Origin of the sequence: Streptomyces sp. NPDC059718, assembly GCF_042733315.1 — a bacterium.
Classification (GTDB): Bacteria; Actinomycetota; Actinomycetes; order Streptomycetales; family Streptomycetaceae; genus Actinacidiphila.
In genome coordinates this window covers 164,777-187,452 of record NZ_JBHWGA010000012.1, presented here as the reverse complement: position 1 = coordinate 187,452, position 22,676 = coordinate 164,777, and the positions used below count along the sequence as shown (strand labels likewise).

Annotated in this window: 10 protein-coding genes and 1 pseudogene; 3 read left to right on the top strand and 8 right to left on the bottom strand. The window is 74.7% G+C overall.

What is annotated here, in order from left to right; all coding sequences use genetic code 11:
• Positions 1–42: 42 nt before the first annotated feature.
• The 3 genes from ACFV3E_RS16520 to ACFV3E_RS16510 all read right to left on the bottom strand — a co-directional run bounded on the left by ACFV3E_RS16520 (position 43) and on the right by ACFV3E_RS16510 (position 7,656).
• Positions 43–1,566 (bottom strand): hypothetical protein, encoded by a 1,524-nt coding sequence (locus ACFV3E_RS16520; protein ID WP_500535288.1) that lies wholly within the window; start codon positions 1,564–1,566, stop codon positions 43–45.
• Positions 1,567–1,666: 100 nt separating this feature from the next.
• The gene (locus ACFV3E_RS16515) at positions 1,667–3,949 is read right to left on the bottom strand and encodes a bifunctional glycosyltransferase/CDP-glycerol:glycerophosphate glycerophosphotransferase (RefSeq protein WP_500535287.1); all 2,283 of its coding nucleotides are present in this window, start codon (positions 3,947–3,949) and stop codon (positions 1,667–1,669) included.
• 17 nt (positions 3,950–3,966) lie between these two features.
• Complete coding sequence (locus ACFV3E_RS16510) at positions 3,967–7,656, bottom strand: bifunctional glycosyltransferase/CDP-glycerol:glycerophosphate glycerophosphotransferase (protein WP_500535286.1); 3,690 nt, start codon at positions 7,654–7,656, stop codon at positions 3,967–3,969.
• A 136-nt stretch (positions 7,657–7,792) separates the two neighbouring features.
• Here ACFV3E_RS16510 and ACFV3E_RS16505 point away from each other — a divergent pair, with 136 nt between their 5' ends.
• A complete protein-coding gene (locus ACFV3E_RS16505; protein WP_500535285.1) occupies positions 7,793–9,889 on the top strand; it encodes a bifunctional glycosyltransferase/CDP-glycerol:glycerophosphate glycerophosphotransferase in 2,097 nt (698 codons plus the stop codon).
• Positions 9,890–9,893: 4 nt separating this feature from the next.
• Here the strand turns inward: ACFV3E_RS16505 and ACFV3E_RS16500 are convergent, their stop codons facing one another.
• From ACFV3E_RS16500 to ACFV3E_RS16480, 5 genes are all read right to left on the bottom strand, one after another.
• Positions 9,894–12,107 carry a bifunctional glycosyltransferase/CDP-glycerol:glycerophosphate glycerophosphotransferase gene (locus ACFV3E_RS16500; protein ID WP_500535284.1) on the bottom strand — a complete coding sequence of 738 codons (2,214 nt, stop codon included), beginning with the start codon at positions 12,105–12,107 and terminating at the stop codon, positions 9,894–9,896.
• Between the two features lie 122 nt (positions 12,108–12,229).
• Complete coding sequence (locus ACFV3E_RS16495; RefSeq protein ID WP_500535283.1) at positions 12,230–13,150, bottom strand: carbohydrate ABC transporter permease; 921 nt, start codon at positions 13,148–13,150, stop codon at positions 12,230–12,232.
• Positions 13,147–14,424 (bottom strand): carbohydrate ABC transporter permease, encoded by a 1,278-nt coding sequence (locus ACFV3E_RS16490; RefSeq protein WP_500535282.1) that lies wholly within the window; start codon positions 14,422–14,424, stop codon positions 13,147–13,149. Before ACFV3E_RS16490 ends, ACFV3E_RS16495 begins: the two co-directional genes overlap by 4 nt.
• Positions 14,425–14,505: 81 nt before the next feature.
• Entirely contained in the window at positions 14,506–15,891 is a 1,386-nt protein-coding gene (locus ACFV3E_RS16485) for an ABC transporter substrate-binding protein (protein ID WP_500535281.1), read from the bottom strand.
• Positions 15,892–16,110: 219 nt separating this feature from the next.
• Entirely contained in the window at positions 16,111–19,197 is a 3,087-nt protein-coding gene (locus tag ACFV3E_RS16480; protein ID WP_500535280.1) for an FtsK/SpoIIIE domain-containing protein, read from the bottom strand.
• A gap of 367 nt (positions 19,198–19,564) precedes the next feature.
• Between ACFV3E_RS16480 and ACFV3E_RS16475 the strand changes: the two genes are divergently transcribed.
• Together ACFV3E_RS16475 and ACFV3E_RS16470 are read left to right on the top strand one after the other, a co-directional pair.
• A complete protein-coding gene (locus ACFV3E_RS16475; protein WP_500535279.1) occupies positions 19,565–21,346 on the top strand; it encodes a serine/threonine-protein kinase in 1,782 nt (593 codons plus the stop codon).
• A 287-nt stretch (positions 21,347–21,633) separates the two neighbouring features.
• Positions 21,634–22,669: pseudogene (locus ACFV3E_RS16470) on the top strand (serine/threonine-protein kinase); the annotation flags it as partial.
• Positions 22,670–22,676: the final 7 nt, after the last annotated feature.

Here is a 22,676-nt window from a genome sequence, read left to right as displayed (position 1 = left end):
GGCCGGGGAGCACGCTCCCCGGCCCCTGCCGCGTGGGCGGGCTCAGCCGACCCGGTACAGCCGTTCGCCGGTGCGGGGGCCCTGGGCGACCTGGACGCCGCCGGGCGGGGCCGGGTCGCCCGGCTCGGTCATCACCCACTTCACGTGGTAGCGGCGGGCGATGGCCAGGCGCTGGTCCATGGGCGTCGCGGGGGCCAGGTAGGCGCGTACGTCGGCTTCGCGGCGCTCGCGGTCGGCCGCTGTCGTCGACGGGTCGGGCCAGGCCGGTGACACCAGGAACACGCCGTAGGCGGGCATGACGTGCTTGGGGTTGTACCCGTCGGTCAGGAGGACGTCGCCGACGGCGGTGTGCGCTTGCGCCCACAGGTAGCCGGGCCAGGTGCCCAGCCGCTGCAGGTGCAGCGCGGGCGGCACGTAGCGCGCCGGTACGACCGCGCCCGCCTGCGCCAGCAGTCCCGCGCAGGCCGCCACCGCCGCCAGCGGGGCCAGCACGGTGCGCAGCGCGGTCCACGGCGGGGCCTGCGCGAGCTCCACCGCCAGCGCGAACTGCAGCGGGACCAGCAGCAGCCCGAAGATCCGCCCGAAGGAGTAGGAGCCGCTCAGCCAGCCGTAGGCGGCGACGGCGCAGTCCGCGGCGAACATCAGCACCAGCGGGTCGAAGCGGTTCAGCCGCAGCCGGCACAGCAGCGCCGGCAGCCCGGCAAGGGCCAGCCCGTACCACTGCCACAGGTCCGCGTACAACCGCCGGTGGACGTCGTCGACGGTGGGGTCGCCGAGCAGCGCGGAGAGGCTGAAGTACGGCCACCAGGCGGCGACGGCGAAGGCGACGGCCGCGGTCAGCGCCCACCGGCCGATGACCCCGGCGGCGACCGGCATGCGCTGCATGCCGATGACGATGGCGACCACGCCGATGAGGGTGCCCATCGCCGTGAAGGGGTGCACGAGCAGCACGGTCCCGATGAGCAGTCCGAGCCCGGCGTGCAGCCACGTCCCTGCCACGCCGCGGCGGGCCGCCCGCGCGGTCAGCGCCCACACCCAGAACGTCACGCCGACGGCGAAGGCACTGGGGTAGGTCAGCCCCCGGATCATCGACTGCAGACCGAGGAAGCCGCTCCACTCCTTGTGCTGCGGCCCCCACAGCAGGACGAACGCGGCGAGCGCCAGCACCGGCGCCCAGCGCCGGTTGCTGAGCACGCGGGTGAAGGCGCCGATGCCGGTGACGACCAGCGCCAGGTTGACCGGGCCGCACCCCTTGAGCAGCTGCCAGCCCGGTACGCCCGTCAGGTGCGACAGGATCCCCAGCACCACGGTGTACGGGGTGAAGTAGGGGCTGCCGGTGCCCGGCACGTCGAGCAGCGGGTTGGCCGGGTGCCGCCAGTCCGCGGCGATCCGCTCGATCGCGGCGGCGTGCTGCCCGAAGTCGGAGGCGACCGGCGACTGCCAGGTGCGGTAGGCCACCACCGCCCAGAAGAGGGTGCCGAGGATCAGGTACGGGGAGGGCCTGCGCACGTCCCGCAGCTCGTACGCCCGGATCCGCCAGTCCCGCTGGGTCAGCACGCCGGTCACCGCAGCCCTCCCGGCCGTCGTCCGCTCGTCACCTCGTTCCCCTCGATGCTTGATCGTGACGGACGCGGCTGCATCCCGGCGGGGCCCGTACGGGGCGTCGCTACGGCCGTGCGGCGGCCTCCTGCGGACCGGGGCGCGGTCCCTGCGGCGGGGTGCCGGCCAGGAGCGCGGGAGCGGGCGCGGGGGTGCGGGCCTCCAGGGGTACGACGGGCAGCGGCTCGCTCTCGCCGAGGAAGACCCGCCGCACGACCCGCTCGGCGGCCCGGCCGTCGTCGAAGGCGCAGAAGCGGCGGCGGAACGCCTCCCGCAGCCCGGTTGCCTCCGGGCTGTTCCAGGCGCCGTCGCGGAAGACCGCGATCAGCTCGTCGTCGCTGGTGGAGACGGCGCCGGGGGTCTCGCCGGGGGCGCCGGACAACAGGTCGAAGTAGACGCCGCGGCTGGCCCGGTAGACCGGCCAGTCGTCGGCGTGGACGACGATGGGCCGGTCGAGGAGCGCGTAGTCGAACATGATCGACGAGTAGTCGGTGACCAGGGCGTCGGCGGCCAGGCACAGCTGTTCGACCGACGGGTGCCGGGACACGTCGACCAGCAGCCCTTCGTCGTGCAGCGCCTTCAGCCGGGCGTCCTCGCCGTGGAAGTAGTGGATGCGGGTGAGCAGGACGAAGCCCTCGCCGAGCGCCCGGCACACCCGTTCCACGTCCAGCCGCGGCACGAAGTTGCGCTGGTAGTCGCGGGTCGTCGGCGCGTACAGGACCGCGGTGCGGCCGGGGGCGATGCCCAGTGCCGCGCGGGCGTGGGAGACCTCGGCGGCGCCGGCGGTCAGGAAGACGTCGTTGCGCGGGTAGCCGGTCTCCAGGTGCTGCCAGGAGGAGGGGTACACGCGCTCCCAGATCTCGCTGGAGTGCGGGTTGGAGGACACGCTGTAGTCCCAGCGGTCCACCCGCTCCAGCAGCCGGCGGAAGCTCATGCCCTTGGCGGAGGCGGGGTAGCGCTGCTGGTCGATGCCCATCTTCTTCAGCGGGGTGCCGTGGTGGGTCTGCAGGTGGACGCTGCCGGGCCGCTTGCGGACGTCGTTGGGGAAGTTGACGTTGCTGATCAGGTACGTGGCCCGGGCCATCAGCCGCCAGTAGCGCCGGGTGCGCGGCACGACGTAGTCCACGCCCTTGGGCACCCGGGGGACGTCGGACTTGCGGACCAGCCACACCCCGTGGACGCCCGGGGCGATCTCCCGTGCCTTGTGGTAGATCGCGGCCGGGTTGCAGAACACCCCGCGGTCCCAGTACGCCGAGTATACCGCGAGGTTGGGGTCGAGCGGCCGCCGCAGGTGGTAGGCGTACAGCGCGGCCTTGGCCCGCTGCGCGACCTGCCGGCGCAGCCGCCGCCTGCGCCGGGTCAGTTCCTTGCGGGCCTCGCGCGGTACGTCGCCCAGCCGGGCCAGCGGCCAGCTGCCGCGGGCCAGCCGCCGGTAGGCGGTGGCCTTGTCCGCGGGCGGCACGAACCCCTCCGGCAGGTGGCGGGCGTACCAGCGGGCCGCGAGCCGGAAGAACGCGCCGCGCAGCCGCGGCGGGATCCGGTCGGGGTTGCCGAGGCAGAACAGGAAGTGGCTGACGGCCCGCTCGAACAGCATCGGCCGCAGCGGCGCGAGGTGTTCGCGGCCGGGCGCGTCGAGGAAGTCGAAGAGCCGGGTGTACTGGTCGAGGATGACGAAGTGGTTGCGGCCCGGGCTGCGGGTGCTGGCGCCGCTGCGCCGCTGCCGGTACTCCAGCACCGCCCGGGCCAGGCAGGAGATCCGTTCGGCGCTGAGCATCGTCACGTACGAGACGAGGGCGTCCTCGTAGATGCCGTCGCTGAAGGAGAAGCCGTGCCCCCGGTAGAAGGCGCGGCGGTAGACCCGGTTGGAGGTCATCGCGAACAGCCGCAGGAACTCGGGGCGTTCGGTGATCCGGAAGACGTCGGTGCCGGCCGAGGCGAGCAGGTCGCCGAAGACGCTCTTCTCGGCCGCCTCCCACCAGTAGGTGCGCACGTGGTCGAAGTAGAGGATGTCCGGGTCGCCGTCCTGCTTCAGCCGCTCGGCGACCGCCTCCAGCGAGCCGGGGGCGAGGGTGTCGTCGCCGTCGAGGAAGAGCAGGTAGTCGCCGGTGGCCCGCTCGGCACCGGTGTTGCGGGCCCGCCCCACCCCCAGGTTCTCCTCGTGGTGCAGCGCGATCACCCGGCAGTCGCGGGCCGCGTACTCGTCGAGGATGCGGCCGCAGTGGTCCGGCGAGCGGTCGTCGACGGCGATCACCTCGACGTCGGGCAGTGACTGCGACAGCACCGAGTCGAGGCAGGCGCGCAGATAGCCCTGCACCTGGTGGACCGGGACGATGACGGAGAAGCGGGGCATGTGGATCCTGGGTTCCCTCAGGGGCGGTGACGGTCGGGTTCGAGCAGCCGGTCGACGGCGCGGGCCGCCGCACCGCCGTCGTCGAGGTGGCAGAAGGTCGCGCGGAAGTGCGCGTACGCGTCGGCGCTGTGCCGTGCCACGGTGCCGAGGTCGCGCAGCGCGCCCGCCAGGTCGGCGGTGGACTGCAGCAGCGGGCCCGGGGCCTGGGCCTCGAAGTCGGGGTAGAAGCCGCGCAGGGTGTCGCGGAAGTGCTCCAGGTCGGGGACGAGGAAGAGCATCGGGCGGCCGGTGTTGGCGAAGTCGGCCGCGGGGGAGGCGTAGTCGGTGACCAGGACGTCGGCGACCAGCAGCAGCTCCGCCACGTCCGGGTGGCAGGACACGTCGCGCACGAACCCGGAGCGCGGGGTGCGGACGCGGTCGGCGACCAGGGGGTGGGAGCGGAAGAGCAGCACGTGGTCGGTGCCCAGCGCGCGTTCGGCCTCCGCCAGGTCCAGGTGGGGCGACATGCGGTAGTGCTCGGCGTCGTACGCCAGGTCGTCGCGGCGCGTCGGCGCGTACAGCACGACGGTGCGGTCCCTGGGGATCCGCAGCCGGTCGCGCAGCGCGGCGGCCACCTTGCCGCGGTCGTCGGCGAAGAGCACGTCCGTGCGGGGCAGTCCCGTCTCGGCGACCGGGCCGTCGTAGCCGAGCGCGGCCCGCAGCAGCGGGGTGCTGTACGCGTTCGGCGACAGCAGCATGCTCCACTGGGCGCCCGGGTCGCGTGGCGGGCGGGGCAGGTGCACCAGGTCCGCGCACAGGGTGCCGGCGAGGTCCCGGCCGGTCCGCTTGAGGGGGGTGCCGTGCCAGGTCTGCAGCACGGTCTGGTCCGGGCGGCGCACGAACCACTCCGGCAGGTGCGTGTTGGTGACGACGTAGCGGCTGCGGGCGAGCGCCTCGTACCAGGCGGCGCTGTGCAGCACGACCGGCCGCGCGGACGCCGGCGGCGGGGCCTGGCCGTCCCTGACCACCCACAGGTGCTCCAGGCCGTCCGCGGCGCGGCGGCGCAGCAGCTCCTCGTGGACCGCGCGCGGCGAGTCGCCGTACGCCCGCCCGTCGAAGGCGCTGTAGAGCACCGAATCGCGGCGCGGCAGACCGCGGGTGCGCGGATGGTGGCTCTCGCGCAGCGCCCGCTGCCGGTACGGGCCGCGCTGCGGCTCCGGAACGGTGGGCCGGGCGTCGAGGAACAGCCGGTCGTGGAAGCGCCGGTCGACGGAGAAGGACTTGCCGCCCGCCTCCGCCGCCATCGGCAGCGCCTCGAACACCCCGGGCGCGACCCGCACCGGAGCTTCCGTGCCGGCGCCGTCGCGCAGGTGCAGGTACCAGCGGCCGGCGGGCAGCGGGACGGTGCCGGCGAGGGACTCCAGCGTGCCGGGGCGCAGGGTGGCGGTGAAACGGCGCCCCTCGTGCGGGCCCGGCCCCGCGGCGTCCTCCGGCGCGGACGGCAGCGGCGGGATCGCGCTGGACGGCGGCGGGAAGCCGGGGCGGCGTCCCGGTACGCCGTCGGCCTGGACCGGGACGGCGTGCTCCACGCGGTGCGTGCCGTGGCGCAGCACCAGCTCGGCCGGCCCGGGGGCGGAGCCGGGCGCGAGGCGGCCGGCCACGACCAGGGCGCCCTCGGCGGTCCAGCCGATGGCGTCGGCCACCGGCTGCGGGGTGCGGTCGCGCAGCACGAGCTTCCCCGACGCCTTCGCCTCGACCAGCAGCCGCCGCGGCGTCCCGCCGAGCCGGGGGTCGGTGCCCAGGTCGTAGTGCCCGGCGGGCAGCGCGCCGTCGAGGTGGACGGGGTCGGCGTGCCCGGGGCGCAGCAGCGCGACGTCCCAGCTGTCGGTGTCCTCCGGGCGGATCTCCTTGGGCCCGGCGTCCAGCGCGGGCCGGGCGGCCGCCAGGCCGGCGAGGGGCACGCGGGCCCGGCGGACGCCGTCGTCCGCCTCCCCGGGGACCGCCGGTTCCAGCGGGTACTCCAGCACGGTGGGCGTCGCGGAGTGCGTCAGCCGTGCCGCCGTCGCCTGTGGCGCGCCCGTGAAGTCCAGTTCCACCGCGGTGCCGTCGCCGGTCGCCCGGTGGCCGGTCAGCCGCCGCACCTCCGGCTCCACCGACAGGTGCAGCCGCCCCTGCCGGTAGTACGGCACGAGCCGCATGCCGCCGCCGGCCGCGTACGACGGCGGGGACGCCCCCGAGCCCGCGTCCGCGGCCCGCAGGCCCGCCTTGCGGATGACCCCCTTCGCCGCGACGACCACCCCGAGCTGCCAGCGGCCGGCCCGTGGTTCGCCCTGGCGGCGGCCGGTGGTCAGCCGCGCCGGGTCGATGGTGATCTCGAAGCCCGACCAGTCGTAGCAGTGTTCCTCCTGGCGCGAGTTGAGGGTCGCGGCGGGCTCCTGCCGGATCCTGACCGGCAGCAGCACCACCTTGGCCCGGCGGCCGTGGCCGTGGACGGCGACCGCGGTGATGTGCGCGGCGCCCTTGCGGTCGGCGTCGATGTTGCGCAGGTAGGCGTAGCCGCGCAGGACGAGCCGGCCGTTCTCCCGCACCACCTCGCGCACCCGCGCCCGGACGGGGAAGTCCGCGCGCCGCAGCCGGGCCGCCGAGGCCGGCAGGGCGATCGGGCCGCCGTCGGCGCCGCGCAGTACCGCGCGCTTGCGCAGCGGCGGGCCGGTGACGCCGAAGCCGGCGGAGTTGCGCTGCTCGTGGTCGAGCACCGTCAGCAGGTCGTCGAGGCGGTCCTTGACGATCAGGTGCCACTTGATGCGCAGCCCGGCGGGCAGCTCGGGGAAGAGGGTGGGGTCGACCCGGGTGAGCCAGTCGCGGCAGCGGTCCATGAAGACCCGCCGGTACTCGGGGCCGGCCATCGGCAGGGCGTCGATGAAGTACAGCAGGTCGTCGGTGAGGACCGAGCGGTCGTAGGCCCGTTTGAAGGAGGTCCAGCGCGTGCGGGCCGGGTCGCCGAGGAAGCGGCTGACGTGGTCGACGGCGGCGATCCGGTCGCGCACGCCCTTGACGTCGGTGCGGCGCCGGGTGATGGAGCCCTCGCGGATCCGCCAGTAGTAGACGTGCTCGTGCGTCACGTCGACGGCGTCGGCGAGGAAGTGCGCGGGGATGGTGAGCGGGGTGTCCTCGTAGAGCACGCCCTCGGGGAAGGCGAGGCGGTGCCGCTCCCAGAAGGAGCGGCGGAAGACCTTGTTCCAGGCGACCCGGTCGGACAGCAGGCTCAGGTCCCGGGTGATGTGGGTGCCGGTGACGGTGCGGGTCATGTCCCGGTGCTGCCAGGCCTGGCTGCGGCCGTCGGCGGTCAGCCGCCACACGTTGCCGGTCGCGAAGTCCGAGCCCGAGCCGTCCAGCAGGCCCACCAGCCGCTCGTAGGCGCGCGGCGGCAGGATGTCGTCGCTGTCGAGGAAGCACAGGTACTCGGTGCGCGGGTCGGCGTGGCGGGTGCCGGTGTTGCGGGCGTGGCCCAGTCCGCCGTTGTCCTGCCGGACCAGGCGGAAGCGCGGGTCGCGGTCGGCGAAGCCCTGGGCGATCTCCGGGCCGGAGTCGGTGGAGCCGTCGTCCACCATGACCACGTCGAGCGCGTCGAAGGTCTGTGCGGAGACCGAGCGCAGGCATTCCTGCAGCCAGCTCTCGACGTTGTGGACCGGGACGACGACCGTGAGGCGGGGCGTGCGCGACACCATGGTGACGTGGCCCTTTCCGGACGAGGGCGACAGGGGGCGAGGGGTTCAACTCGTGATCGCGTCCTCGGTCACCTCGCCTGCGCCTTTCGGGTGATCCACCGGGCGCCGGGGGCCGCTCCTGCCTACGCTCGGCGCTATGCCTCGGTTCAGTGTGATCGTCCCGGTATGGAAGACCCAGGGTTACGTCCGTGCGTGCCTGGAGTCGGTGCTCGGGCAGCGGTACGCGGACCTGGAGCTGATCGCGGTCGACGACTGCTCGCCCGACGGGTCGGCCGCCGTGGTCGACGAGGTCGCCGCCGCCGACCCCAGGGTGCTCCCGCTGCGGCGGCCCCGCAACGCAGGGCCCGGCCCGGCCCGGAACGCGGGGGCGGCCCGGGCCAGCGGCGACTACCTGCTCTTCCTCGACTCCGACGACCTCCTCGCGCCCGGCGCCCTGACCGCCCTCGACGCGAGGCTGCGGGCCACCGGTGACCCGGAGGTGCTGCTCTTCGACCACGACCGGCTCGACGTGTGGGAGCACCGTACGGAGAGCGGGGACGGCGACTTCCTGCAGGCGGCCGCGCTCGCCGGGCACGCCGTCTTCCGGGCCACCGAGCGCCCCGAGTGCCTGACCGTGTTCCCCGCCGCCTGGAACCGGGTAGTGCGGCGCGACTACTGGTCCGGGTTCGGTTTCGGCGCCGGGCCGTACGAGGACGTCCCGGTGGCGTACGAGATGCTGCTCGCCGCCCCGCGGATCGCCTGCCTGGACCGGGTCTGCGTCACGTGGCGCGGGCGCCGCCGCGGCAGCTTCTCCAGTACGCCGGGCCCGCGGCACCTCGTCCTGGCCGACCGGTACGACACGCTGCTGGCCCGGCACGACCTGCCGGTGCTGCGCGCCGAGCGGGACCGGCGGCTCACGGCCGTCCTGGACGACCCCGGGCGGCTGCGCCCGCAGGACCGCGCCGCCTTCTTCCGCCGCGCCGGGCTGCCGGGCACCTTCGCCGCCCACCGTGCCGCGGAGCTGGGCACCCGGGCCGCCCGGCGGCTGCGCACGCACCGCAACGCGGCCGCCCGCGAGGTGTACCGCCGCTGGTACGCCCTGGAACGCCGCCGCCCGCTCGACGACGACCTGGTGGTGTACGCGGCGTACTGGAACCGGGGGGTGCTGTGCAGCCCCGCCGCGATCCACCGCAAGGCCCGCGAGCTCGCCCCGCACCTGCACGGGGTGTGGGTGGTCCGGCGCGGTGCGCAGGACGCGGTCCCCGAGGGCGTCGACCGGGTGGAGGCGAACTCCCGCCGCTACTGGGAGCTGCTGGCCCGTGCCCGCTTCCTGGTGAACAACGCCAACTTCACCGGGGAGGTCGTCAAGCGCCCGGGCCAGGTCTACCTGCAGACCCACCACGGCACCCCGCTCAAGCACATGGGCATGGACCTGCGCGCCCACCCCGCGGTGGCCAAGGGCATGAACTTCCGCCGCCTGCTGGACCACGCCGACCAGTGGGACTACTCCCTGTCCGCCAACCCCCACTCCAGCGAGGTCTGGGAGCGGGTCTACCCCGGCGACTACCTGACGCTGCCGACCGGCTACCCCCGCAACGACGTCTATTTCACCGCGGGCGCCGACGACGTGCGGCGGATCCGGGCCCGGCTGGGCATCCCGGACGGGGTCAGGGCGATCCTGTACGCCCCCACGCACCGCGACTACCAGCGGGAGTTCGTCCCGCAGCTGGACCTCGCCCGGCTGTGCCGGGCGCTGGGGCGGGAGTACCTGGTGCTGGTCCGCGCGCACTACTTCTACCCCGGGGCCGGCCCGGTGGCGCTGCCGGAGGGGGCGCTGGACGTCTCCGCGCACACACCGCTGGAGGACCTGTGCCTGGCCTCCGACGCGCTGCTCACCGACTACTCGTCGCTGATGTTCGACTACGCCAACCTCGACCGCCCGATCGTGGTCCACGCCGCCGACTGGGAGGTGTACCGGGCCGCCCGCGGGGTCTACTTCGACCTGGTCTCCGGGCGCCCCGGCGACACCCCGGGCGTGGTCGCCCGCGACGAGGCCGCGATCGCCACCGCCTTCCGCTCCGGCGCCTGGGCCTCACCGGAGGCGGCCGAGCTGCGGGCGGCCTTCCGGGCCCGCTTCTGCCCCTGGGACGACGGCCGCGCCGCCGAACGCGCCGTACGGCGGGTGCTGCTCGGCGAACCGGAACTGCTGCCCGTCCTCAAGCCGGACGAGCGCAGCCCCGCGCCGCCGCCGTGAGCCGTCAGGGGCGGGCCGCCGGGGCGGGGGCGCGGCGCTCCGGGGGGAGGGGGGCCGGCTGGCCGCCGTCCTCGCCGAGGAAGACCCGCCGTACGACCCGCTCGGCGGCGTGGCCGTCGTCCCACGGGCAGAAGTGGGCCCGGAACGCGGCCCGCGACTGGGCCGAACGGGGGCCGCGCCAGGTGTCCGTGGTGAGGATGGACAGGAGTTCGTCCTCACTCCGGGCGACCGGCCCGGGGGCTTCGGCGGTGATGTCGAAGTAGGTGCCGCGGGCGGCCCGGTAGGCCGTCCAGTCCTCGGCGTGGACCACGATCGGGCGGTCGAGGCCGGCGTAGTCGAACATCAGGGGGGAGTAGTCGGTCACCAGGGCGTCCGCCGCCAGGCACAGCTCCTGGACCGACGGGTGGGCGGAGACGTCCAGCACGGTGTCCGGCAGCCCCTCGGGGAGCGTGCCCGAGCCGCCGTGGCCGTCCGGTGCCCGGTACAGGACCACGTGGCCGGGGCCGAGCTCACGGGCCAGCCGGACCAGGTCGACGGGCGGGTGGAAGCCGCGCCGGTAGTCGCGGTGCGCGGGCGCGTACAGGATCGCGGTGGACTGCGGCGGGATGCCCAGCCGGGCCCGGATCCGCCGCACGTCGTCGGCGTCGGCGCGCAGCAGGACGTCGTTGCCGGGCCGCCCGTGCTCCAAGGTGGTGTAGCCGGCGGGGTAGGCCCGCTCCCAGACCACCGTCGAGTGCGGGTTGGCGGACAGGCAGAAGTCCCAGCGGTCGGTGTGGGCCAGCATCCGGGCGAAGTCCCGGCCCGCCGAGGCGGCCGGGTGTCCCTGGACGTCCAGGCCCGTGCGGCCGAGCGGGGTGCCCTGGTGGGTGTGGAGGTTCACCTGGCCGCGCCGCTTGCGGTAGGCGTGCGGGAAGTTGACGTCGTTGACCAGGTAGGTGGCGCGCGCCAGCGCCGTCCAGTACGCGGGCGAGCCGGGCTGGAGCCGGCGTACGCCGCGCGGCAGGGTGGCCGCGTACGCCGGGGTCGTGATCCACGCGGTGCGCAGGTGCGGGGCCAGGTCGCGGACGGCGGCCTCCAGGGCGGCGGGGTCGCCGCCGTAGCCGGCGTAGCGGCGGGCCGCGAAGACGGCGAGGTCCGGGTCGAGACGGCGCCGCCGCTGGATCCGGTAGTGCAGCCGCAGGCCCGCCTCCCGGGCCGCCCGGGCGGTGTCCTTCACCAGCCGCCGCAGTCTCCTGCGCAGCGCGTTGGCGGTGCGCACGGCGTCGAAGACCTGCCGCGCGCCGAGCCGCACGAGCAGCCGCCGGGTGCCGCCGGGGACGCCGTGCGGACGGGAGCCGGGCTCCTGCGGGCGGTAGCGGCGGAAGTGGACGCTGCAGCGCTGGAAGTAGACGCCCCGGGCCGAGCGGGGCAGCCGGCCGGGGGTGTTGTAGACCGCCAGCAGGTGGTCGGTCATCCGGCTGAAGAGGGCGGCCCGCCAGCCGTCGAGGGCGGGGTTGCGGTCGAGGAAGGCGAAGACCCGGTCGTACTGGTCGAAGACGTCGAAGTGCCGGCTGCTGGTGGTGCGCAGGATGCTGCCCCGGCGGCGCTGCCGGTAGTGCACGCAGACCCGGTCGAGCACCGCGATGCTGCGGGCGGACAGCAGCAGGGGGTAGGTCCAGGGGACGTCCTCGTACCAGCCGGGCGGGAAGGCGAGGTCGCGGCGCTGGACGAACTCCCGCCGGTACGCCTTGTTCCAGGCCACCGGCAGCAGCCGCAGCAGCTCGGGCCGGTCGTCGAGGGGCCCGGCGGGGCGTGCGTCCTGGGCGAGCAGGGGGGCCCGCTGGTTGCGCACGACGCGGCCGTCCCAGTAGGTGCGGGCGTAGTCGTAGACCAGCACGTCCGGCTCGGCGGTCTCCTTCAGGCGGTCGGCGACGGCCTGCAGGGAGCCGGGCGCGAGGGTGTCGTCGCTGTCGAGGAAGAGCAGGTAGTCCCCGGTGGCGCGGGCCATCCCGGCGTTGCGGGCCGGGCCGAGGCCCACGTTCTCCTTCAGGTGCAGGACGGTCACCCTGCGGTCGCGGGCCGCGAAGCCGTCGAGGATGGCACCGCTCGCGTCCGGGGAGCGGTCGTCGACGGCGATCACCTCGAAGTCCGAGAAGCTCTGCCCGAGCACGGACTCCAGGCACTCGTGCAGGTAGGCCTGCACCTTGTGGGCGGGCACGATGACGCTGAACCGGGGCAAGGCAGCACATCCGTAATGTCGGCTTACGCGGCGTATGCCCGTTATATCCCGGGCATACGTCGCGTACGGCGACCCGTCCGACGACGGAGTGTTGCCCCTCTGGCCTGCGGAGGGTTACGGGGTCACTTCACGGCGCCCGCCATGACGCCGGAGACGAACTGGCGCTGGAAGGCGAAGAAGACGACCAGCGGGACCACCATCGACACGAAGGCCCCCGGTGCCAGGACGTCGATGTTGTTGCCGAACTGCCGGACCTGCTGCTGCAGCGCGACCGTGATGGGCTGCGAGCCGCTGTTGGAGAAGATCAGCGCCACCAGCATGTCGTTCCACACCCACAGGAACTGGAAGATGCCGAGCGAGGCGATCGCCGGGCCGCCCAGGGGCATGATCACGGTGGCGAACAGCCGCAGCTCGCCCGCGCCGTCCAACCGGGCCGCCTCCAGCAGCTCCCGCGGGATCTCCGCGAAGAAGTTGCGCAGCAGGAAGACGGCGAACGGCAGGCCGAAGCCGACGTGGAAGAGCACCACGCCGATGATGTCGCCGAAGATCCCGATCTCCCCGAACAGCTTCGCCACCGGGATGAGCGCGATCTGCACCGGCACCACCAGCAGCCCCACCACCACGAGGAACAGCCAGTCCCGGCCCGGGAACTCCATCCAGGCGAAGGCGTAGCCCGCCAGCGCCCCGATCACCACCACCAGCAGCGTGGCCGGCACCGTGATCAGGGCGGTGTTGACCAGAGAGGAGGTGACGGCGTCGTTGCCGAGCAGTTTCCGGTAGTTGGTGACGGTCAGCTGCGAGGGCGTGGTGAGCACCTTCCACCAGCCGGAGTCGGCGATGTCCACCGGCCCCCGGAAGGAGGAGATCAGCAGCCCCACGGTCGGCATCAGCCAGAACAGGGCCACCAGCACCAGGACCACCCGCAGCACCCCGCCGCCGGTGCGGGCCGCCACCCGCGAGGCGAAGGACTGCCGGGCGGCGGCCGCGGTGGCCCGGGCCTCGGCGGGGCCCGCCGGTTCCGCTGTGCCTGCGACGGTCGTCATCGTCGGGCCTCCCTGCGCAGTCGGCGGATGTTGAAGACCATGACCGGGACGACCAGCAGCAGCAGGACCACACCGATCGCGCTGCCCACGCCCTGGTCGTTGCCGGCCCCGAAGGAGGACAGGTACAGCTGCAGGGCCAGGACGTTGGCCTCGTCCTTGGAGGTGTCGGGCGCGACGATGTAGACCAGGTCGAAGATCTTCATCACGTTGATCATGAGTGTCACGACGACCACGACCAGCACCGGCGCCAGCAGCGGCACGGTGATCCTGCGGAAGACCTGCCACTCGTTGGCGCCGTCGATGCGCGCCGCCTCCATCAGCTCCCGCGGCACCCCCGCCAGGCCCGCCGCGATGAGCACCATGGCGAAGCCCGCCCACATCCACAGGTACGACCCGATGATGGCGGGCGTCACCAGGGTGGGGCCGAGCCAGTCGACACCGTTGTACGGCTCCGCGAAGTTCGACGCCGGCAGCCGCAGTCGGGCCCCGGCCGCCGAGGCGGGCAGCGCGAAGGTGCCGTCCGTGCCGGAGGTGGCCGAGGCCACCACCCGTCCGTCGCGCACGGCCTCGACCTTGACGCCCTCCAGCGCCTTCTCGCCGGCGTCGATCACCCCGGGCTCGCCGCCGCCGCCCGGCTTGAAGTCCAGCCACACGGTGCCGGTCACCCCGGGGCCCGCGGCGGCCTGCCGGGCGTCCGCGGTGCCCGCGGGCAGCTTCGCCGCGGGGATGCCGATCAGCGGCAGCCCGACCGCCGTCCCCTGCCCGGCGGTGTCCCGCGTGGTGTACGAGCCCCCTCCCGAGGCCGCCAGCGAGCCGTTCGGCCGCGGCCGGGCCCCGGGGTACGCCGAGGACTCGGCGAAGGTGTCGTGGACACCGACCACGACCGCGTTGGCCGCGCCGCGCGCCGGGTCCTGCTCGTACACCAGCCGGAAGATGATCCCGGCCGCCAGCATCGAGATCGCCATCGGCATGAAGACGACCAGCTTGAAGGCGGTGCCCCAGCTCACCCGCTCGGTGAGCACGGCGAAGACCAGCCCGAGGGCCGTGGCCAGCACCGGCGCCACGACCACCCAGACCGCGGTGTTGCGCAGTGCCGTCAGGGTGCTGTCGTCGCTGAAGACCGAGGCGTAGTTGTGCAGGCCGACGAAACCCGAGCCGGCCCTGTCGAACAGGCTGCGCCAGGTGGTGTACCCGATCGGGTACACCACCAGCGCGCCCAGCAGCACCAGCGCGGGCAGCAGGAACAGTCCCGCCACCCAGCGCCGGGTGCCCATGACGCTCCTGCCCGGGGCGGAGGGAGCGCCGCCGGGAGCGGCCGGCCCCTTCGCCGTGGCCGCCGTCGCCATCGTGGCCGCCTATCCGGCGTACGCCTTGGCGGCGTCCGCTTCCAGCTTGGCCTGCGTGCCGGCGACGTCGGAGGGGTTCCTCAGGAAGTCCTGCAGGTCCTTCCACTCGCCCTTGCCCGCGGTGCCGCCGAAGGCCGCCGGGGCCTGGTCGGACATGTCAAAGCGGAAGTCGTCGCCCGCCGCGACCAGGCCCTGGGCGATCGACCGCGAGACCTCGTCCGGGTACGCCGACAGGTTCAGCGACTTGTTCGGCGAGACGAAGCCGCCCGAGGAGGCCCACACCCGCGCCGCGTCGGTGGAGGCGAGGAAGGTCAGCAGCGCCTGCGCGCCCTTGTTGTCCTTCAGCGCCACGGCGACGTCACCGCCGCTGACCACCGGCGCCTTGCCGGAGCCCACCGCGGGGAAGGGGAAGACCTTGGCGTCCTCGCCCACCTTCGCCTTGGTGTTGTCGCCGATGAACGCGCCGACGAAGTCGCCCTCGTAGACCATGCCGGCCTTCGGCGGGTTGCCGGTGAAGGTCTGCGTCACGGACTTCGGGAAGTCGGTCTTGAGCGCGCCGCTCTGCCCGCCGGCGATCAGGTCCTTCTTGCCGAAGAGCTGGGCGAGGGTGGTGAGCGCGTCCTTCACCGAGGGATCGGTCCACTTGATCTTGTGCTCGGCCAGCTGGTCGTACTTCTCAGGCCCGGCCTGGGAGAGGTAGATGTTCTCGAACCAGTCGGTGAGGGTCCAGCCGTCCGCGCCGCCGACCGATACCGGGGGAGTGCCCGACTCGAAGAGGGTCTCGGCGGTCTGGAGGAAGTCGTCCCAGGTACCCGGCGGTTCGGAGACCCCGGCGTTCTCGAAGGCCGCGGTGTTGTACCAGACCAGCGACTTGTTGGCGGCCTTGGCGTAGACGCCGTACTGCTTGCCCTCGTACGCGCCCAGGTCCTTCCAGCCCGTGGTGAAGTTCTTGTCGAGCTGCGCCTGGACGTCGGAGGAGAGCGGCTTCAGCCAGCCCTTCTGCGCGAACTGCCGTAACACGCCGACCTGCGGGAGGAACGCCACGTCCGGCGGCTGGCCGCCCTCGATCTTCGTGCCGAGGAAGGTGGAGACGTTGTCGCCGGTGGGCACGAAGCCGACCTCGGCCCCGGTGCGCTGGGTGAACTCGTCCAGCACCTTCTGGAAGTTCTTCTGCTCCGGCCCGGTCCACACCGCCGCGACCTCGAGCTTCTGGCCCTTGAGGTCCGGCAGCGAGACGCTCCCGCTGCCACCGGAACTGCTCTGGCTCCCACCGGGGTCGCCCTTGTCGTCGTCGCCTCCGCCGCACCCGGCGGCCGTCAGCGCCAGGGCGGCCGTCGCCACGGCGGCGATGACCGCTTCGCGTGTACGTCGCGTGCGCCTGCTGGATGTCCGCATCTGCCTGCCCATCCCCTCAGCGCGGACCCGCGCCGCGGTGGCAGCCCGCCGCATGGCCGTGGCAGCTGCGCCGGGCGTCCCGTCCCCGCGTCATCCGCTGTTCCGCGTTCAGTCCTACGCCCTGTCTGATAACCGCCGCAATAGCGCCTCAGCGCACGGCGGTTGGATCGTGACCTTCATGTGACCGGCGGTGCGGCCGGCGCAGGGGACCGGGAGGGCTCAGAGCAGCGGCGGCACCGGATCGGCCGCCGCGGACTCCGCGGCACGCTGCAGGGCGCTGGCCAGCAGGGCGAGGTCGGTGGGGCCGTTGCCCAGTTCGCGGACCGGGCGGCGGGTCGGCGGATCGCCCATGCGCTCCCATTCCAGCGGGACCACCGTGGGCCGCAGGGTCGCCGTACGCGGGATCCGGCCACTGACCCGTCCGGCCTGGAAGGCCGTGACCGCTCCGTCCGGCCGGCGCAGGTAACCCCGGCCCGGCAGGGCGTCGTCGACGGTCGCCGGCTCCTCGACGGCGACCAGCAGCGCGGCCGACTCCGGCTCCTCGGTGCGCAGCGCGATCCGCAGCCGCGCCGCGTCGTCGGTGTCGGTGCCCGCGGTGCGCTCCGGGCGGCCGGTCGCGGCGACCAGGTGGACGCCGAGACGCTCGCCGTCGCGCGCCACGCCCTCCAGGGCGCGGACCACCGAGCCCGCGGCGGGCCGGCCGGGACTGCCCAGCGCGGGGGCGACCAGGACGTCGAAGTCGTCCACCACGACGACCAGCCGGGGCAGCGGCTCGGTGGTGCGGGTCCGTACCCGCACCGCACCGCGCACCTGCGGGTCGGCGGCACCGGCCGGGGCGTGGCCCGGCTCCACCTGGCGGGGCACCGCGGGCAGCCGGCGGCGCTCGTGCCACTGCGCGAAGTCGCCCCCGTCCAGCAGCTCGTCACGGCGCCTCAGCTCCGCCGTGAGCGCCTGCGCGAACTCGCGCATCCGCACCGGGTCGGAGGCGGACAGATAGGTGGAGACGTGCGGGAGGTCGGTGCAGGTGCGCAGCCCCTCGCCGCGCTCCGACCCGGCGCCGTCGACGAGGACCAGGGCCAGCCGGTCCGGCCGCTCGCCCGCGGACAGGGCGGCGGCCACCGAACGCAGCAGTTCGGTCTTGCCGGAGCCCGCGGCGCCGCCGACCAGCAGGTGCGGTCCCTCGCCGACCAGGTCGACCAGGACCCGGCCCTCCGGGCCGGCGCCCAGGACCGCCGCGGCCGCACCGCCGGAGGGAGCGGGCTCGGCCCAGCGGGTCGCGATCTTCGCCGGGGTGGCGAGCGCCAGGTCCAGCTCGTCCAGCAGCCGGGCCGTGGGCGGCAGCGCGGAGCGCGTACGGCGGGGCGCGGCGGCGTCGCCCTCGCGCAGCGGGGCGAGGGCGCGCGCGAAACGCTCGGCCCAGGCCGCCGACACCGCCTCCATGGTCATGTGCTCCGGCCCGTGCGGCTCCATCCGCAGCGTCGTCGCGACGTCGCCCTCCAGTACGGCGACGGCACCGCACCCGGCGGCCAGCCGCTCCGGGCTCTCGGCCAGGCACAGCAGGTGCACCCCGACCGACGGGCCGGCGGCCGCGATGCGGCCGGTGGCCTCGCGCAGATAGGCCGAGCCCGGGTCGCCGTCCACCACCAGCAGGGTGTACGGGCCCTCGCGGCGTGCCGCGGCCTCGGCCACCTCCTCCGGGGAGGCGGTCGCCCAGCCCGTGCCGAGCGGGCCCTCCTCGATGCGCCGGACCACCTCGGAGACGCGGGCCTCCGCCTGCTCCCGGTCCGTGGCGGTGAGCAACCGGCAGTCCTGGCCGTGCGCCGGGCGCAGATGCGGCAGCCAGTTCAGCCACCCCCACTCCTCGGCCCGCTGTTCGGCGGGACGGGAGCGGTCGGCGTTGACCAGGACGACCTCCAGCACGCCGGGCGGGTGCAGGGCGCACAGCTGGGCGATCACCGCCCGGGCCAGCCCGGACAGCCGGGGACGCGGTCCGGCGAGGCCCAGCACATGGGTGTGCGGGTCGCGCAGGTCGACGGTGAACGGCACGGCGGGCAGCGTCCGGAAGCCGTCCTCGGCGGTCAGGTCGGCGGTGCCGAGCCGGACCGTGAGCAGGTCGGGATGGCCGAGGGCGCGCTCCCACAGCCGCGGGCCCGGCCCGAGCGCGGTGAGCAGGACGGCCGCGGGATCGGGCCAGCGCTCGCGCAGCGCGGCGGCGTCGGCCTGGTCGTACGTCGTCCCGCCGCCCCCGGGGCCGTCGGCGCCCGGGGCGCCGCGTCCGGCCGCCAGGCGCCTGGCCCAGCCCCCTATGGCCCCGGCCATCCGGCTGCCGGCCTCCGCGGCCTTCCCGCCGCCGCGCCGGCCCTGGGGCAGCGCGACCGTGCGGGTCTGCTCGGACAGGCCGCGCTGCGGGGTGTCCCGCCGGGCCGGGGTGCCCGGCGCGCCCTCCGCCGGCCCCGGTCCGGGCGCGGGAGCGGCCAGGGCGTCCACGCCGACGTTCCCGGCGCCGGTGCCGGTGGTCGTCGGACCGTCGGCGGGCACCGCGTCCCGGGCGGTGGGCCGCTCCCGGGTGCCGTCGGCGGGACGGGCGGGACGCCAGATCGCCACGGGGCCGCTGTCCGGCCAGGAGGTCGGGGGGAGGGACACCTGGAGGTGCCCCTCGGCGTCGGGGACGGCGGGGACGGAGGCGGGCGGCGGGGGGACGGCCGAGCCCGGGGGCGTCGGCTCCAGCCGGAGGGTCGACTCGCCGATCCGCAGCAGCGTGCCGGCGGGGAAGGGGACCGCGCGCTCGCCCACGGGAGCCCCGTCGAGGGTGGTGCCGTTGGTGGAGCCGAGGTCGACGACGGTGACCCGGCCCTCGCCGTCCACCGTGATGGCACAGTGCAGCCGTGAGACATCGGGGTCGTCCAGCGGGACGTCCGCGTCCGCGGACCGGCCGACCCGGATCCGGCCGCCCTGCAGCAGGTGGACGCCGCCCGCGTCGGGCCCGCCGACGACGTGCAGCCGGGCGGCGGCCGTGGGACGGCCGCCGTCGTGCCCGTCGGCGGGGGAGTGCAGCGACAGGACGGCGCCGTCGAGCAGGGGCGGTACGCCGAGGACGGCGGTGGCCGGGTCCAGGCGCTCGGCGCCCGCGTACAGCGGGGGCGTGGACTTGCCGGCCCGCGCGGGCTGGCCGGAGCCGCCCGAGCCGGACGCGAGGGCGCCGGCCACGGCGCTCAGAGGAGTGCCCGCGGGCGCGGTGACCAGCACGTCGCAGGAGCGCGCCGCGCGGCCGCCGCGCGGCCCGAGAACGGTCAGCCGGATCTGCATCTCCGTCCACGGTCCCTTCTGCCCGGATCCACCGCGGTGCGGGCCCCCGACCCCACCCCGCCGTGCCCGGGACGTCGACACGTACAAGAACGGACCGGCGGGCTCCCCTTGCTCGGCTGACCCAGCCGGCTCGGCGATGCGCGTTCCGCGACACGCATCCTCCCACCCGCCGCCGACAGCTCGCCGCCGGTGCCCACCTTTGCGATCTTGAATGGTCAGCATTGGGCGGAAAAAGCAACCAAACGACCGTACCCCGCGTCCTAACCCCACACCCGCCCCGTACCGGAACGCAGCCCCGCTCCCACGTGGCGGCACTACAGTGGGCGAAACAGGCCACGGACCAGGCCAAGATCCAGGGAGCGCGAACGTGCGGCCGGTAGGCAGCAAATACGAACTGGTGGAGCCGCTCGGGCGCGGAGCCACGGGCACCGTGTGGCGGTCCCAGGTGCGGGACACCGGCGAGGTCGTCGCGATCAAGGTGCTCAAGGAGGAGCTGGCGGGCGATCCCGACATCGTCATGCGCTTCCTCCGGGAGCGGTCGGTCCTGCTGAGGCTGCGCCACCCGCACATCGTCCGGGTCCGCGACCTGGTCGTGGAGGGTGAGCTGCTCGCCCTGGTGATGGACCTGGTCGAGGGTCCCGACCTCTACCGCTACCTGCGCGAGAACGGCCCGTTCTCGCCGGTCGGCGGCGCCCTGCTGACCGCCGCCGTGGCCGACGCGCTGGCCGCCAGCCACGCCGACGGCGTGGTCCACCGCGACCTCAAGCCCGCCAACGTCCTGCTCGCCACCGTCGCCGGCCCGGACGGCACCCAGCAGATGCACCCGATGCTGACCGACTTCGGCATCGCGCGGCTGGCGGACTCGCCCGGCGTCACCCGCACCCACGAGTTCGTGGGCACGCCCGCCTACATAGCGCCGGAGTCGGCCCAGGGCCGTCCGCAGACCTCCGCGGTGGACATCTACGGCGCCGGCATCCTCCTGTACGAACTGGTCACCGGCCGCCCGCCGTTCCGGGGCGAGAGCGCGCTCGAAGTGCTGCACCAGCACCTGAGCGAGGAGCCGCGCCGTCCCTCCATCGTGCCCGAACCGCTGTGGACGGTGATAGAGCGCTGCCTGCGCAAGGAGCCGGGCGAGCGCCCGAGCGCCGAGAACCTGGCGCGCGCCCTGCGCGTCGTCGCGGCGGGCGTGGGCGTGCACTCCTCCCCGGCGCAGTCCGAGGCGGCGCTCGGCGTCGCCGCGCTGCTCGCGCCGGACCCGGCACCGGCCACCGTCCCGGACACCCCGCTCGTCCCGCCGGGCACCGCCGACCCCACCCAGGTGCTGCCGAACCGGTCGCCCGTCGGCGCGTACGACGCGTACGACCCCAATGCGGCCACCAGCGTCCTGCCCGCCTCGGCGGGGGGCGCCGCCGACGCGACCCGGGTGATCCCGGGGGGCTCGGCACCGACCGCGTCCGGCGACGGCACCCGGGTGATGCCGCCGGTGCCGGACGGACCGTCGGACTCCGGTGTCCCGCAGGGCCCGCATCCGTGGGAGTCGCAGCTCAACCGCGCCCGTGCGCGCGCCGAGCAGACCGAGATCCAGTACCTGGACCCGGAGCAGGACCCGCTGCGCCGCAGGCCGCGCCGGCAGCCCGCCCAGCAGCCGCAACAGCCTCAGCAGCCTCCCCAGGCGTACCAGCAGCGGCCGCAGCAGCCCCCTCAGTACCGGCAGCCCTCGCAGCCCGCCTACGCCCCGCAGCCGCATCCGCAGCAGTACGGCCAGCAGCCGCAGCCCCAGCAGTACGCGCCGCGGCCGCAGCAGCCCGCGCCGCGCTACGAGCAGCCGCAGCACCAGCGGTACGAGCCGCAGCGCCCGCCCGCGCCCGAGCCGGCCCCGCGCCGCGAGCCGCGCCCCCGCAGCGCCAACCCGATGAAGATCCCGGGACTGGGGTGCCTCAAGGGCTGCTTCACGATGATCGTCGTGCTGGTCGTGATCTTCATGCTGGCCTGGTACCTCACCCCCCTGCAGGACTGGCTGAACACGGGCAAGGGCCTGTGGGACACCGTGACCGGCTGGATCAGCGAGGTGTGGAACTGGGTCTCCACCATCGGTGACACCGCCAACAGCGCCCCGGACGTCCCGAACGTCCCCGGCGGCAACCAATAACGGCGTGCGGCGGCGCCCCCGGCCGGGGGCGCCGGCAGCCGCGCCCCCAACTGAGCGAGCCGGGGCGGCGGATGACGTGGCGCCACCCGCCTGCGGGGCCCGGTTCCGTCAACGCCGAGCGGTGCGTCGTCACCTCTCCGATCCGCCGATGTTGGTGATTTGTCGACTTCTGGAGGGTGATTTCTCCCGGAGAAGCCGCACTCACCCCTGACAGGTTCCCCCAACCGGCTCGCATCCGCGTAGCTTTGTCGCCAACACGACGGCACGTCGGAGGAGTCGGAGCAGCCTTGGGACGGAAGATCGGCAGCCGGTACACCGCACACCAGGTGCTGGGGCGGGGTTCCGCCGGCACGGTGTGGCTGGGCGAGGGCCCCGAAGGCCCGGTCGCCATCAAGCTGCTGCGCGAGGACCTCGCCTCCGACCAGGACCTCGTCGGCCGCTTCGTCCAGGAGCGCACGGCCCTGCTGGCGCTCCACCACCCGCACATCGTCGGCATCCGTGACCTGGTGGTCGACGGTTCCGACCTCGCGCTCGTCATGGAACTCGTCCGCGGCACGGACCTGCGCTCCCGGCTGGAGCGCGAACGCAGGCTCACCCCCGAGGCGGCCGTCTCCATCACCGCGGACGTCGCGGACGGGCTGGCCGCGGCCCACGCCGCGGGCGTCGTCCACCGCGACGTCAAGCCGGAGAACGTGCTGCTGGACTCCGCCGCCCCGCCCGGACCGGGCGGGGCGCCCCCGGCACTGCTCACCGACTTCGGCATCGCCCGGCTGGTCGACTCCCCGCGCCGCACCCGGGCCACCCGCATCATCGGCACCCCCGACTACCTGGCCCCGGAGATCATCGAAGGTCTGCCGCCGCGTGCCTCCGTCGACATCTACGCCCTCGCCACCGTCCTGTACGAGCTGCTCGCCGGCTTCACCCCGTTCGGCGGCGGTCACCCGGGCGCGGTGCTGCGCCGGCACGTCACCGAGTCCGTCGCGCCGCTGCCCGACCTGCCCGACGAGCTGTGGCAGTTGCTCTCCCAGTGCCTGGCCAAGGCCCCCGCCTCCCGGCTGAGGGCGGCCGAGGTCGGCGCGCGGCTGCGCGAGCTGCTGCCCGCGCTCGCCGGGCTGCCCCCGCTGGAGGTGGACGCGCCCGGCGACCACCACGGCGAGGACGCGTACGACCGGGAGTCCGGTTCCGTCGCCGAGCCGTACGACCCGCCGGCCGGCCGGCCACGTGGTGCCGTGCCCCTGGTCCGCGGCTCCGCACCCGACTCCACGCGTGACACGCACACCAGCATCAAGCTGCCCACCGCGGAGGAGCTGGCCGGCGGCGGGTCCGCCGC